Origin of the sequence: Metabacillus dongyingensis, from assembly GCF_019933155.2 — a bacterium.
Classification (GTDB): Bacteria; Bacillota; Bacilli; order Bacillales; family Bacillaceae; genus Bacillus_P; species Bacillus_P dongyingensis.
Map to the genome: position 1 here is coordinate 4,219,909 of NZ_CP082944.1, position 14,002 is coordinate 4,233,910.

Genomic DNA, 14,002 nt, shown 5'->3' on the forward strand with positions numbered 1-14,002 from the left:
CTTAATAGATGGCATTTAACATCTCATTTATTTCCATATTCGCCTCAAACGAAAAAATTCTTGAATATAGCCCCATACAGATACTGGTGACATTAAGATTTGATACGTTAAGACAAATAAGAAAAAGCCGGCTGTATTTTTTCTGACTCTTAAATCAAGCTCCATGAAGACTTTTTTCTGGTAAGAGTAAATGCTGAAATAGCTGATTAAGGTAATCGGAAGAACAAATAAGGTCATCGGTCCTACGATCCAAAAGTAACCGAAAAAAGCGAGAATAAGTCCAGGAATCCAAAAAACTGTGTATGTAAAATCCAGGTATGGCATGATAAAGTTTATGCCCGTCAGAAATTTGGCGAACAGAACCGGCTGATGCCAAGGCTTCATTTCCTTTAAAGCTTCTATCATTCCCCTTGCCCATCTTGATCTCTGCTTTGCAAAATGACGAAATGTCGATGGAACTTCAGTAAATGCAACAGCAAGAGGCTCGAAGTATACCCTGTAATTGCGGTGAAGGAATCGCCATGTCAGCACGATATCCTCACCAATTGCTTCAGGCCATCCGCCGATTTCTTTAACTGCTTCTGTTTTATAAAGACTAAAAGCTCCTTGTGCAACAAGCGTTCCCTGATAAAGCCCCTGAAGTCTCTTAATGGCTGCAATTCCAAGGAAATAATCCCATTCCTGCATTTTGGTCAGTAAATTTTCGCGGCTGTTTCTGGCAAGAATCGTACCCGCGACGGCACATACATCTTCTGGTGAGCTGACCATTCTTGCCACAATGTGCCTAATGGCGCTTTTATGTAAAAGTGTATCTGCATCAAGTGTCAGAACAAATCCCGAATTTGTTTCACTGATTCCCCGGTTTAAAGCATGAAACTTTCCGGTTTCCTCCTCAAGCAATACGCGAATGTTCAATTTCAATTCAACACCCGCCTTTTTTGCTCTGGCAACCGTTTCATCTGTTGAACCATTATCAACCACAATCACTTGCATTTCGCCTTCATAATCCTGTTTAGAGATGTAATGAATCGTGGTCCCAATATTTCTTTCCTCATTTCTTGCAGCAATAATGACCGTAACCGGCACATCCGGGCTGATGATCTTAGGCCTCGGCTGTCTGTCAATCCACAGACTGCATACTAAAAATGCATTTAAATATCCCGGAATATACGCAATTCCGGCAATAATAAAAATGGCAAAAGGAAGCCCGATGATTTCTGCAAGCTCCCTGACCCACGGCAATGAAATCAGAATCGAGGCGCTCATCCAAAGGATTGCGGCTGTCTGACTGATCCAAAACTTATTTTTTACAGATACATATCTTTTTTTCATTAGTTATCAACCTCAGGTTATGCCTATTTTTTTTATCTTTTACAAAATAAAAAATAACATGCCGGAAGACAAACTTTAGAACTTTTACCGATTGCCGAAAAAATAGAGCAAGATTGCACATACTACAGAGGAATACGTATTGAACGGACATAAGGAAGTGAAACGATGAAATTGACTGAAGATGAAAAAAACGCACTCAGCGATGCGATTGATAAAATGAATGAAGGTCTTGATGTCTTTATCCAATTCTATAATGACGCAGAAGAGGATAAGCCTATAATTGAATTCTATGAGAAAACAATGTCAGCCATTGAAAAAGCTATAGGCGTCTATGGAAAAGAGGCTGTCACAGAGAAAATCAATTCTATTATCAGAGAGGTTCTTTCATTTCTTCCGAAAGATAAATAAGAGGTGAGTTTGGTGAAAACGAATAAACTATTAATTGATTGGCTGAAATGGCCCCTGTATTTCAGAATTGTTTTGATCGTTATGCTGATCGTGCTTCTTTTCGGTCAAATTATTTCTCTTATTGAACCTGAAGTCTTTCCAACCGTGTTTGATGGAATCTGGTGGGCGCTTGTCACCGTATCCACCGTAGGCTTCGGAGACTATGTGCCTGAAACTGTTGCGGGGCGCTCTGTTGGAATGGTGCTCATTTTAATCGGAGCAGGTTTTGTCACAACTTATTTCGCAACATTGTCAGCTGCAGCTTTTCAAAAACAGCATTCTTATCTAAAAGGGGATACTGCTTTTAAACATGACAATCATATTGTGATTATTGGATGGAATGAGAAAACGAGCGAACTGATTGAGACATTCCAGAAAATAAAACCATACAAAAACCTCGTACTAATTGATGATACGCTTGAGGAGTCTCCTCTTATTGAAAATCTTCATTTTATTAAAGGCAACCCGACAATAGACCGGACGTTAGTGAGAGCAAATGTCGAACACGCAGATGCAGCCATCATTACAGCCAACCAGCATAAAAATGAATCGGATGCAGATATGAACTCCATTCTCATTTTACTTGCTTTGAAAGGGATAAATCCTGATTTATATACAGTCATTGAGCTCGTAACGGGAATGCATGTGAATAACGCAAAGCGTGCCGGAGCAGATGAAATTATTAAATCGTATCAGCTGTCAAGTCATTTAATGATGAACAGTTACTTAGCAAAATACGGCTTATCCAGTATTTACTCTGAACTGAACGCTGCAAAAGGAAACTTTTTTAAAATCAAACCGATTCCAAAAGAATTAATTGGAGAAACTTTTCATGCGGCAAGCCACGCCCTGCTTGAAAAAGAGATGCTGTTAATCGGCATCAAAAAAGGAGATGAGACGAAGTTGAACCCGCCTATCTCCCAAATCCTGCAACAGGATGATCTTCTCATTCTGATTACTCATTAATCCAGCAGTACCGCTTCAAGTTCTTTCACTAAATCCTTGCCAATATCGATATACTTTTCAGGGAACTCAGCATCCTTATCCTGTGGTTCCTGAAATTGATCAAACGAAGCTTTCACATTTCCGATACGAACGTTATCATCAAGTCCAATTTGGTATTTATGTGAAAGCAGATATGGATTTGTCAGCTTAACGGTAGTATTTTGCGAGTCAAGCTGGCCATCCACTGCTGTAAATGGCACACGAAGAAACTGATAGCCTGCTTCATCGTCAATTTTGTAATCAAACGACCCATGATCATACTCCCAGCCTCCGCCAATTGAATAGCCAAGCGGCTTTAGCTGCTGTTCAAGATGGTAAAGTTTAAACGACTTTCCTTCAAGCTTTGACGGAATTTCAATCATAATTTCGACCTCCTTTTTTATTATGATTTACAACGTGGAGAGATTTTATAAAAAAAGCACAACGTATTGCGTTATAAAGCTTAATTAGAAATTCAAGGAAGTAAGAGAAGGGAAATCAAATTAAGAGAATGTGTTCAGCACTCTTTAAATAATCTCCCTATTTAGTTGAATAGCAAAGTACTCTTTCAGGGAACGCAAGCAAGCCGGGGAAAGGTTTCAATCTCCCCGGCTCCTGCTTTATTTTTTTCAAACATGTATAATTTTTATCAGCCTTTTACTGCTTGTTCTGGCATGCGTCCGATTGTTTAAGAACGAAAGTATGAAATTAGATATGAACATTTCTCAACAATACTTTATTACTGCACGCTTAGCCTGAAGATAAATTATATTATCTCACCCGAGATTATCCGAAAACTGTTCTTCTGAAATTACTCGTAACCCGTTTCTTTTTAGTAAAGCAGTTGTGACTCCATTTCCAACAATTTTCTTACCTATAAATTCACCATTGTAAATCATTGAACTCCCACAGGATGGGCTACCCTCTTTAAGAACAACAATTGTTGCATTAACCTCTTTTGCTTTATTAAAAGTTACATAAGCTCCTTTTATGTACTGTTCAGTTACGTCTCTTCCTGATTTCTCGACTACTTTGGCATTCCCATCCAGTACATCTTCCCCGTTGCCGCCTATTATCTCAGCAGGTTCTCTTGGTGTTGAAAAACCACCAAGCAATTCGGGACAAACGGTTATTGCCTTATTTTCTTCTATTAGTTTACTTATCTTGTTATCTAGACTATGCGTACCATTATACCTTACCTCTAACCCTGCTAAACAAGAACTCACTAATATCATTTCTTTCATATCCCCTCAAGCTAGTAGGACCTTCTTGTACAACCAAATGGTTCCAATTGTTCAAAAAAACAGCAATATTTTATGAAGTTATGCCAACCGGGGCAATTTAATTGATTGATTTACTATTAACTTTTGCTCCCTTTTATATCGTTAATTGCCTTTTCAAAACAAAGATTGACTGTTCTTTCGTTTGAACGAGTTCGATGCCTTGTATTAGCAGGTACAGTAAATATTTCACCTGGAGTTAATGAAACTGTTTCACCGTTTTCTAAGTCTATGAAAAGTTCACCTTCTAATACATAAAATAACTCGTCGCAATCCTCGTGTTTATGCCAGTGAAATTCTCCATTTATCACAGCTATTCTAAGAGCGTGGTCATTTACTTCACTTACAATAAAATTTGTGTAGTCCTTTTGGTCTTTTATTAATTCATTTAAGTTCATAACCTCTAATTGACCTTTTTTCATCAATCTTATACTCCTCGCAAATCTATTCTTTTTTAATGGACTAAATTCAGGCCATAGACTAAAAAAACATTATCTTTGTCAACTAAACGCGTCCGTTTCTCTAATTTCCATTTTAAAGAAACTGCACAAAGAAAAAATAGCCGAAGTATTTGTTACTTCTATCTGCCTACTTAGTCCCAAATTCGAACTCTGGGTATGCCTGCAGATCTTAGATAATCTAATAACTGACCAGTGTGGACAGATTCATGATAGGCCACACGCAGCAGCATATCTCCCAGACTTCTTATGTATCCAGATTCGGATCTGTCAATTTTTATGGTATCTAAATCTTCTTCAGAAAACGATTTAACTGTATCTATGAACTGTTTTCTATACAGGTCTGCAAACTCTAATTCTGCTTCTACTGATGTATAGGGAAGGTTTTCAAAGGGAGAATCAAAAGTAGAGAGGCTCCCTCTGTTTTTAATTGCCAAGTGATAGTAATGTTCACTTTCTAATACATGTCTAATCATTTCTAAACAAGTCATAGCTTTATCATCTGGTTTCCAATTAAGTTTTTCTGCGGGAATAGAAGTCCAAACCTTTATGCTTCTTCTTCTAACTTCATTAAAATTTAAGATAATCAAATCAATTGAGTTCATAATTTCCTCCTTTGAAAAGTATGTCTTAATTATACACGAATGAACGTTCGATATAGAGTATGAATGATGAACAATTATGAAAAATAAGGATAAAGAATATAAAGACAAGTTTGAGGAGTCTAAGAAAAAGGATTCAGTTTCTTTCGCGGAATATGGATTACTAGTGCAAATCCTTGCCAAACTACCGGCACCGGCACAATTAGAGATTAAGAAAAATTAGGACACAAGGATGTTACGGCCGAATAAACTATTTATTACCATTTTACAAAATATATGGAAGCCAGATCAATAAAAAAATTCTCGGAGTATATGGCCGGCTCAAACACATTTTAGCAAGGAATGTGGTCAGTCGCCCTTTTTATACCCCGAGAACTATGCAATTACCTTATAAAATACCACTTAGGAAAGTGGCGTAAACCCTTATTCCTCTAAGCGTTTCTCAAGCTTTGCTTTTACTTCTTCAAAACCTGGTTTCCCGAGTAAAGCAAACATGTTCACTTTGTAAGCTTCAACACCTGGCTGGTCAAATGGGTTGACGCCCAGCAGGTATCCGCTCATTGCACATGCTTTTTCGAAGAAATAAACAAGGTATCCGAATGTGTACTCGTTCATTTCCGGAAGATTCACGATTAAGTTCGGAACGCCACCGTCTGTATGAGCAAGCATTGTGCCCTGGAATGCTTTTTTATTAACGAAATCAACTGTTTCACCAGCTAAGTAGTTTAAGCCGTCCAAATCATTTTCTTCTGCTTCAATTGTTAATTCATGACGAGGCTTCTCTACGTTCAGCACGGTTTCAAATAAATCGCGGCGGCCTTCTTGAACGTATTGTCCCATTGAGTGAAGATCCGTTGAGAAGTTTGCTGAAGCAGGGAAAATGCCTTTTTGATCTTTTCCTTCACTTTCGCCAAACAGCTGTTTCCACCACTCTGAAAAGTATTGAAGACCCGGCTCATAGTTAATCAGCATTTCAATCGTTTTACCGCGGTTATATAAAGCATTTCGAACAGCAGCATATTGGTATGCAGCATTATCTTCCAGCTCAGAAGCTGCAAAATCTTCCATTGCTGCTGCCGCGCCTTTCATCATTTCCTCGATGTCAGCTCCTGCAGCAGCAATTGGCAATAAGCCAACAGCTGTTAAAACTGAGTAACGTCCTCCGACATCATCTGGAATAATGAATGATTCGTAGCCTTCTTCAGTTGCGAGTGTTTTTAATGCACCGCGGGCTTTGTCTGTTGTTGCGTAAATACGGGATTTAGCTTCAGCTTTGCCGTATTTTTCTTCAAGCAGCTTGCGGAAAATACGGAATGCAAGCGCAGGCTCAGTTGTTGTGCCTGATTTGGAAATAACATTGATAGAGAAATCTTTCCCATCAAGCAGATCCATTAAATCCTTCATATAGGTTGAGCTGATATTGTTGCCCACAAAAATAATCTGAGGTGTTTTGCGGTGTTCTTTAGAAAGAGCATTGTAGAAAGAATGATTCAGCATTTCAAGAGCAGCACGTGCCCCAAGGTATGAACCCCCAATTCCGACAACTAAAAGAACATCTGAATCAGATTTAATTTTTTCTGCACTTTTTTGAATGCGTGCAAATTCTTCTTTATCATACTCAGACGGAAGATCAACCCATCCTAAATAGTCGCTTCCCGCACCTGTTTTTTCATGAATTGAATGATGTGCCACTTTAACGAAATCGCGCAAATATGTAAGTTCGTGTTCACCAAAAAATGACAACGCTTTAGAATAATCAAAACGAACATGTGTCATTGCAGTTCCTCCATCGCATATAAAAATTTTTATCCTCTTTCACTTTAACGAAACTGAGATAGTAAATCAAGCGAGCCTCCGGATGTAAACGCGTTCATTCCAAAAATAAATAAAACACCCTGCCGAAACAGAGTGTTCTTCTATTATAGAGATGCTCTTAAAATCGCAAGTACGTCTTCTTTTTTGAGCTTTTTAAAGTTGCCGAATTCTCCGTTAGACATTGCTTTATCGGCAATCAGGTCAATCTTCTCGTTTGTGATGCTGTAATCAGCCAAGCGGCTTGGTGCGCCTAAGCTGCTCCAGAATTCACTTAGCTTATCAATGCCTTCTAATGCGATGTCACGATCTGATTTCCCTTCAGGATCAACATTGAATACTCGTACAGCAACTTGTTTGAAGCGGTCAACGTTCTCTTCCAGCGTATGTCTCATCCAGTTAGGGAATAGGATTGCGAGACCTCCTGCATGCGGAATGTCATACACAGCTGATACAGCATGCTCAATGTTATGAGTCGCCCAATCGCCGCGGTAACCCATTTGCAGAGATCCGTTTAATGCAATTGTGCCTGAATATAGGATTGTTTCGCGAAGCTCATAATTTTCTAAGTCATTCATCAGCTTAGGAGCTGTTTCAATTACTGTCTTTAAAGTAGCTTCACAGAAACGGTCCTGCAGCGGTGTGTTTTTCGTATGGTGGAAATATTGTTCAAACACATGCGACATCATGTCAACCATTCCATACACGGTTTGGTCCTTTGGAACTGTAAATGTGTTAACAGGATCTAAAATAGAGAATTTCGGGAATGTAAGAGGACTTCCCCATCCGTATTTCTCTTGTGTTTCCCAGTTAGTGATAACAGAACCTGCATTCATTTCAGATCCAGTTGCAGCTAATGTCAAAACTGTTCCAAACGGAAGAGCTTCTGTCGGCATATGTTTTTTGGTAACGATATCCCAAGCATCTCCGTCATACTTTGCTCCTGCAGCGATTGCCTTTGTACAGTCAATTACACTTCCTCCGCCTACAGCTAAAAGGAAGTCAATATTTTCGCTTTTAGAAAGATTTACGCCGCGCTCTACAGTCGATAACCTTGGATTTGGTTCAACCCCTGCAAGTTCGAAAACATTTGCTCCTATTTCCTCAAGCTGTGCAAGTACTTTATCATATAAACCATTACGCTTAATGCTTCCGCCACCGTAAACAAGGAGAACATTTTTGCCGTATTTAGGCACCTCAGTTTTTAGCTGTTCAAGCTGATCTTTGCCAAAAATTAATTTAGTAGGATTATGGTATGTAAAATTTTCCACAATCATCGCCTCCTTACTTTTTATAAAATAAGTATGGCCTTCTTTCGATTGTTTTTGCAAGAAATGCGCTCGGCAAACTCTTTTTTTGCCTGGATGAATAATTCTGCTGATTTCTTCAAACTCTATGAGTGCATTCTCATATCTGAAGGAGGTAACATCATGAGCGCATTACAACGCATAGCACTTGTACTTACTATTATCGGAGCGATAAACTGGGGTTTAATCGGCTTCTTCCAATTTGATCTAGTAGCTGCTATTTTCGGCGGCCAAGACTCTGCATTATCAAGAATTATCTACGGACTAGTTGGAATTGCCGGCCTTATCAACCTTGCAATTCTGTTCAAGCCGGCAGCTGAAATTGCTCGCGACGAGCCAAAACCAGAAGCACGATAAAATAATATGTGCAGGCACCGAATGCCATCATTCGGTGCTTTTTTGTTTTTCAGAAATTTATTATCGCTGAAATTCAACTTTATTTAGCCGCATTCTGCTTTTATCTAGCTGAAACTCGGAATCATTTAGCCGAAAAAGCAATTTATTTAGCGAAATACAAAAGCCTATTTAGACTTAAGGTTTCGATAAATGCCTAAAATTGTTTTTATTAGCTGCAGCAAATCGTTTCCTGCCACAAATTCTTTTCTCCGACAATCATTTTTCACACAAAAAAAGAATCCATCCGCTAAGGATGCATTCTTTTAAATAAGGCCGGATTTATTTATTTGTTTGTTTAGATTGCTCAATCCACTCTTCTAACTTTTCTTTAAGAGTGTTGAAACCTTGTGGAGTTTCGTTAGAATAAGCAGGAGTTGCTTTCACTGTAGCTTGGCGCTTTTTAGGCTTTTTAGGAGCTTCAGTTTGTGCTGGAGCTTCTTGAGTTGCACGAATTGAAAGGCTGATTTTACCAGCTTGCTCGTCAACTGAAAGAACTTTCACTTGAACTTCGTCGCCTACTTTTAATTGCTCGTTGATATCTTTAACAAAACCGTGTGCGATTTCAGAAATGTGAACTAAACCTTGTGTTGATTCATCTAATGCTACAAACGCTCCGTAGCGTTGGATTCCTGTTACTTTGCCTGTGTGAACAGAACCTGTTTCGTATTTTGTGCTCATGGTAACACTCCTATATAAGTTGTATTTTTCTCGTTTAATATACGCAATTTAAAACTATATCATATATCCCCATTTTTTTCAATGAAGTTTTTTATTTATGTCAAGCATTTGAGCTTTCAGAAGATGCTTTTAGCCGATTCCCCTGTTCCAAGAATCCGGCTATCCTATAAACTGATCCATTCCAAAAAAAGATCCCTCTGGGTATCATAAATACACCACTCTTTTTGAATTAATTCAAAAAACAGAAGATAGCCAATCGGGATATGATCATAGGTTATGATACATCTTACGGTTTCGTTATTCCGATCGTAAAATTTCTTTCCATCCATTTCCAAAGAAATCGGATTATCCTTTTCCTCATAAAACTGAAGACATCCTTTCGTCAGAAAGTCTCACTAATTTTCGAACAGCAAGCTTATCCGTTTGAATCTGCATATCGAACGCATCCTTTTACCTATTAGAAAAACCGGGCAACAAGCGCCCGGCTGAATCGACTATATCTTATCCGCCTAAGTTGAACTTTTATCAACCTGTTTACTAAATTTATCCACTACAGGTTTTTCAGATTTTCCAACCGAAATTTCCATCTGAATTAAGAATTTATCTGTGAAACGACGGAGCAGCCTTCTTATTGATAAACGACACTTGAAGTGTAGTCACCTAGATCAATTTTCACTTTATAACTGATTGAGGATCCATCTTTAAATATCAATTCAAATGTTGCTGTATCACCTTCCTCATTATATTCTTCGTAAACCTTATACACTCTGTTGGAAATATCTTGAAACTCAGCTGATTTATTCTTTATTTCCATTTCAAACTCTTCTTTAGCCGGTGTTCCTTCTCCTTTGTAGAGAAGGCCGTAAGCAGTATCTGCATCTCCTTTTACAACTGCATACATGTAAAGTCGGATGATGTCGGGAGGCTGCAAGTCTCTGAGATCCTGGATATCTCCATTCTCTTTATATACGAGGTATGTCTTGTGAATCTTGTCAGGAAGGGGAAGGATATTGAATTCCCTGCCCCTCTTATATGAAACAGCAGGAACTAAACCTTCAGGAACATCCACCTGATATTGCTCATATTGTTCTCTAGAATCAAACGTAAAGTTTTTTTCTTTTAATTCGTTATAGAACCTTGTAACAACTTCCGCCGTTTGACTATTTGGATCCTTTTCCATTACATATTCGAGTGCCGACTTCCATTCCTCTTTCAAACGATTCTCTTCATCAATTGCTTCCGAATTCGTAAGCCCTTTTAAGAGTAAAAACAGCCAAAATTCATACCGCTCTTTCAACTTTTCACCATATTTAAAGTTCGGATTTTTATTAATAAAATCTTCTAATGCAAGTGTTCGATCTGCAAGCTCCTGAGGTGAAACACTGACTGCACCGTCTTCCGTCACCTGAGCCTGATTTTCAACTTCAAAATACTTCTTCATCTGCGTGCTCGGCCTTAGTTCGGTTTCCAATAAAGTCAGGTCAGGCTGAAAATTAATCATCCCTTCACCTTCATGATAAAAACGATAGCCGCTGTCTTTAATTTCTTTCACTATAGGTCCTGCTTCAGGGTCGTCTGTGCCAGTACGATTCAATTCATCAGCAAAAGCAAACACATCTGTATAGTGTAAGTTCAGTGATACAGACAGCCACTTTTCAAAGTAATATTCATTCATCACACGCTGTTTTTCAAGCAAACTGATGATTTCTTCATCTTTAATTTGCTTTCCTTCTTCAGCTTTTGCACGCAACTTGGCAAGCTGTTCACTTGGAACTGAGACATTTTGCTCAACCGTCTGCTTCACCGTATTGTAGTAATTTTCAAGCTCCTGATTTGATTTATAGGTTTCCCGTTTTTCAAAATCAGCAACAGCTTTCCCTGCATCTTGTATAAAAGCATATTGTTCCGCATCAGCTATGCTGACAGCTTCATCAAATGCAGTTAATTGATCTTCATATAGCTGTCTTATTTCTTTATGCCTTTCTTCAATGTCTTCAGCTGAAGGCGGCACAACTGCTGCAGGAGGCTGATCGCCAGTTCCTCCATTTCCCCGCATTAAAAGCTGGGTACCCAGCAGTCCCGCTATGATTAAGACGCCAATGAAGCTTGCGGCATATAGGGTTTGAGCAGAGAAAAAGCTCCGTTTCTTTTTCTCTTCCTTTTTAATTCGTTCCATTATTTTATCGGAAGAAGTTTGCGATGGCAGCTGCTTATATGATTGTTTTAATTTCGATAATCTTTTCTCAAAGATTTGATCATCCATGAGTTTCACCTTCTTTCTTCTCGTGCTCCTCCAATATCTTCTTAAGCATTGTTTTTCCTCTTAATATTCTTGTTTTAACAGTAGATAACGTGATCGACATAATTTCAGCAATCTCTTCATATTTCAGTTCATGAAAAAAATAAAGCACAATTGGAACTCTATATTTTTCATCAAGCTTTTGAAGACAAAGATGAAGGGCCCTGTCTTCTTCATTTTGAAGAACATGAGCTTCTACCTCCGGATAATCATAGGCAGGCTCGTTTTGAATTTTAAAGACCTTTTTCATATTTGACATTCGTTTTCTTGCAGCATCACGCGTGACATTTAGGGTTATTTTATAAAGCCAGGTCGAAAATTTCGCTTTTGAAAATTGATCAAGAAAACGGTACACGCGTATAAATACTTCCTGAGTAATATCATCTATATCATCACGCCGGTTCCCCAGCTGATAAGCAAACTTTTCAACAACTGGAGTGTATTTCTCAACAAGCTCCTGAAACGCATTCATATTGCCTTTTTTTGCTTTTAAAACCAACTCATCATCGTTCATGTTCTTCCCTCCTTCTGACATCTATGAAACGCTGGCAAAGTATCTTTTGTTTCATAATATATCTATTTAGAAGAGAAAAAATGTAAATAAGAGGTTTATCAATCAAAAAAAGGGGAATACTATTAGCGTATAAGCTTTCTAGTATTCCCCCCTTTTGTTTATTGGACAAACCCAAACGGTTTTGTCCTTTTTTTGTTTAGAATTCCTATTGAAAATTTTTCATAAATATAGAAATTCTTCTTAACGCCTCTTGCAGCTGTTCTAAGGAAGAAGCATACGAGCATCTGATAAAGCCCTCTCCGCTCTCGCCAAAAACATGGCCAGGCACAACAGCTACCTTTTGTTCGAGCAAAAGACGCTCAGCAAATTCTTCAGAACTGAGTCCGGTATTCGCAATTGAAGGAAATGCATAAAAAGCTCCTCCCGGCAGATGGCAAGGCAGCCCAATTTCATTAAGGGAGTCAACGAAGTAATTTCTTCTTTGCCTATAGCTTTTTTTCATCTGCTCAACATCCTGCAGTCCGTTTTTCAGCGCTTCGATTGCTCCGAACTGGGCCATTGTTGGAGCACACATCATAGCGTACTGATGTATTTTAAGCATGGCTTGAGAGAGTGCAGCGGGTGCCGCAACAAATCCAAGTCGCCATCCAGTCATCGCAAAGCCTTTTGAAAAACCGGAGATTAAAATGGTACGCTCCTGCATGCCCTTTAAACTTGGGAAACTTGTATAGGCCTCATCATATGTAAGTTCTGCATAAATCTCATCGGCTAAAATGATTAGATCGTGTTTTTCAGCCATTTCAGCGATTTGTTCGAGCTCCTTTTTATTTAACACGGCTCCTGTTGGGTTGCTTGGCGAGCACAGCAGCAATCCCTTTGTCCTGTCTGTAATCGCCGCTTCTATGTGTTCAGGAAGAAGCTTAAATTGATCCTCTGCCTTTGTATGCAAAGGCACAGGCACCCCTCCTGCAAGCGATACTAAAGGTCCATAAGAAACAAAGCAAGGCTCTGGTATCAATATTTCATCTAAAGGATCGGTGATTGCTCTTAACGCAATATCCAAAGCCTGACTGGCTCCTACAGTTACAATAACTTCGTCCTCATAGCGATAAGAAACATTGAATTTCTTTTGCAAATACCGGACAATCTCCACTCTCAGCTCTGCAAGACCTGCATTCGCTGTGTAAGAGGTAAATCCCTGCTCGAGCGATAAGATGCATGCTTCTCTGACATTCCATGAAGTGACAAAATCCGGTTCTCCGACTCCAAGCGAAATAACACCTTCCATGCCAGCCGCAAGATCAAAGAACTTGCGGATGCCGGAAGGCTTTAATTGTGAAACGGTTTTAGATAAATACCTCTCTTGTGTCATGGAGACACCACAATTCGTCTGTCTTCATCATCCTGCTCGTAAATTTTGCCGTCATGCTTATATTTTTTCAAAATAAAATGAGTCGTTGTTGACAGCACAGAATCAAGAGTAGATAGCTTATCTGAAACAAAATGGGCAACCTCTGACATCGACCTGCCTTCAATCACAACCGATAAGTCGTAGGCCCCTGACATGAGGTACACCGACTTTACCTCTTTAAATCTGTATATTCGTTCAGCAATCGCATCAAAACCTGTTCCTCTTTTTGGAGCGACCTTTACGTCAATCATAGCTGTTACACCTTCATGACCGTCTACTTTGCGCCAGTTGACAGTTGTCGAATAATCAATAATGACCTTCAATTCTTCAAGGCGTTTAATCGCTTCAATCGTTTCTTCCTCTGACAGCTGCACCATTTTGGCAATTGCAAGAGGAGTCAGTCTGCTGTTTTCCTCTAAAAGCTCAAGTATTTCCGTTTCCTTTTGAGAAAGCTTCATTTCGCCGTCCTCCTTTTATCCTTA

Annotated in this window: 16 protein-coding genes; 4 read left to right on the forward strand and 12 right to left on the reverse strand. The window is 39.0% G+C overall.

What is annotated here, in order from left to right:
* Window positions 1–27: 27 nt before the first annotated feature.
* Window positions 28–1,332 carry a glycosyltransferase family 2 protein gene (locus tag K8L98_RS20955; protein WP_223437808.1) on the reverse strand — a complete coding sequence of 435 codons (1,305 nt, stop codon included), beginning with the start codon at window positions 1,330–1,332 and terminating at the stop codon, window positions 28–30.
* A gap of 165 nt (window positions 1,333–1,497) precedes the next feature.
* Here K8L98_RS20955 and K8L98_RS20960 point away from each other — a divergent pair, with 165 nt between their 5' ends.
* Entirely contained in the window at window positions 1,498–1,740 is a 243-nt protein-coding gene (locus K8L98_RS20960; RefSeq protein WP_223437810.1) for an atypical membrane-integrating protein (Mistic protein), read from the forward strand.
* Window positions 1,741–1,752: 12 nt separating this feature from the next.
* The gene (locus K8L98_RS20965) at window positions 1,753–2,745 is read left to right on the forward strand and encodes a potassium channel family protein (RefSeq protein ID WP_223437812.1); all 993 of its coding nucleotides are present in this window, start codon (window positions 1,753–1,755) and stop codon (window positions 2,743–2,745) included.
* On the opposite strand, the gene K8L98_RS20970 is transcribed toward K8L98_RS20965, so the two are convergent.
* The 4 genes from K8L98_RS20970 to K8L98_RS20985 all read right to left on the reverse strand — a co-directional run bounded on the left by K8L98_RS20970 (window position 2,742) and on the right by K8L98_RS20985 (window position 5,106).
* On the reverse strand, window positions 2,742–3,146 hold the full coding sequence (locus K8L98_RS20970; protein ID WP_223437814.1) for a YugN-like family protein: 405 nt from the start codon (window positions 3,144–3,146) through the stop codon (window positions 2,742–2,744). The two genes, K8L98_RS20965 and K8L98_RS20970, sit on opposite strands and share 4 nt — an antisense overlap.
* A 393-nt stretch (window positions 3,147–3,539) precedes the next feature.
* Window positions 3,540–3,998, reverse strand: a complete 459-nt coding sequence (locus tag K8L98_RS20975; protein WP_223443647.1) for a 2-thiouracil desulfurase family protein — start codon at window positions 3,996–3,998, stop codon at window positions 3,540–3,542.
* 125 nt (window positions 3,999–4,123) lie between these two features.
* Window positions 4,124–4,465: a cupin domain-containing protein gene (locus tag K8L98_RS20980; RefSeq protein WP_223437816.1), complete on the reverse strand. Its 342-nt coding sequence runs from the start codon at window positions 4,463–4,465 to the stop codon at window positions 4,124–4,126.
* 170 nt (window positions 4,466–4,635) lie between these two features.
* Window positions 4,636–5,106: a DinB family protein gene (locus K8L98_RS20985; RefSeq protein ID WP_223437818.1), complete on the reverse strand. Its 471-nt coding sequence runs from the start codon at window positions 5,104–5,106 to the stop codon at window positions 4,636–4,638.
* Window positions 5,107–5,182: 76 nt separating this feature from the next.
* On the opposite strand from K8L98_RS20985, the gene K8L98_RS20990 reads away from it, so the two are divergent.
* Window positions 5,183–5,326 carry a hypothetical protein gene (locus tag K8L98_RS20990; RefSeq protein ID WP_223437819.1) on the forward strand — a complete coding sequence of 48 codons (144 nt, stop codon included), beginning with the start codon at window positions 5,183–5,185 and terminating at the stop codon, window positions 5,324–5,326.
* Window positions 5,327–5,526: 200 nt separating this feature from the next.
* On the opposite strand, the gene K8L98_RS20995 is transcribed toward K8L98_RS20990, so the two are convergent.
* Window positions 5,527–6,879 (reverse strand): glucose-6-phosphate isomerase, encoded by a 1,353-nt coding sequence (locus K8L98_RS20995; protein ID WP_223437821.1) that lies wholly within the window; start codon window positions 6,877–6,879, stop codon window positions 5,527–5,529.
* Window positions 6,880–7,022: 143 nt separating this feature from the next.
* Window positions 7,023–8,186 (reverse strand): iron-containing alcohol dehydrogenase, encoded by a 1,164-nt coding sequence (locus K8L98_RS21000; RefSeq protein WP_223437823.1) that lies wholly within the window; start codon window positions 8,184–8,186, stop codon window positions 7,023–7,025.
* 159 nt (window positions 8,187–8,345) lie between these two features.
* On the opposite strand from K8L98_RS21000, the gene K8L98_RS21005 reads away from it, so the two are divergent.
* Complete coding sequence (locus K8L98_RS21005) at window positions 8,346–8,579, forward strand: DUF378 domain-containing protein (protein ID WP_223437825.1); 234 nt, start codon at window positions 8,346–8,348, stop codon at window positions 8,577–8,579.
* Between the two features lie 318 nt (window positions 8,580–8,897).
* On the opposite strand, the gene yugI is transcribed toward K8L98_RS21005, so the two are convergent.
* The 5 genes from yugI to K8L98_RS21030 all read right to left on the reverse strand — a co-directional run bounded on the left by yugI (window position 8,898) and on the right by K8L98_RS21030 (window position 13,978).
* Window positions 8,898–9,296, reverse strand: coding sequence for a S1 domain-containing post-transcriptional regulator GSP13 (gene yugI, locus K8L98_RS21010; RefSeq protein ID WP_101569160.1), 399 nt, complete (start codon window positions 9,294–9,296; stop codon window positions 8,898–8,900).
* A 628-nt stretch (window positions 9,297–9,924) separates the two neighbouring features.
* Window positions 9,925–11,559 (reverse strand): hypothetical protein, encoded by a 1,635-nt coding sequence (locus K8L98_RS21015; protein WP_223437827.1) that lies wholly within the window; start codon window positions 11,557–11,559, stop codon window positions 9,925–9,927.
* Window positions 11,552–12,109, reverse strand: a complete 558-nt coding sequence (locus K8L98_RS21020) for an RNA polymerase sigma factor (protein WP_223437829.1) — start codon at window positions 12,107–12,109, stop codon at window positions 11,552–11,554. The genes K8L98_RS21015 and K8L98_RS21020 overlap by 8 nt, the downstream gene beginning before the upstream one ends.
* Before the next feature lie 205 nt (window positions 12,110–12,314).
* Window positions 12,315–13,481 carry an aminotransferase gene (locus tag K8L98_RS21025; RefSeq protein ID WP_223437831.1) on the reverse strand — a complete coding sequence of 389 codons (1,167 nt, stop codon included), beginning with the start codon at window positions 13,479–13,481 and terminating at the stop codon, window positions 12,315–12,317.
* The gene (locus K8L98_RS21030) at window positions 13,478–13,978 is read right to left on the reverse strand and encodes an Lrp/AsnC family transcriptional regulator (protein WP_223437834.1); all 501 of its coding nucleotides are present in this window, start codon (window positions 13,976–13,978) and stop codon (window positions 13,478–13,480) included. The genes K8L98_RS21025 and K8L98_RS21030 overlap by 4 nt, the downstream gene beginning before the upstream one ends.
* Window positions 13,979–14,002: the final 24 nt, after the last annotated feature.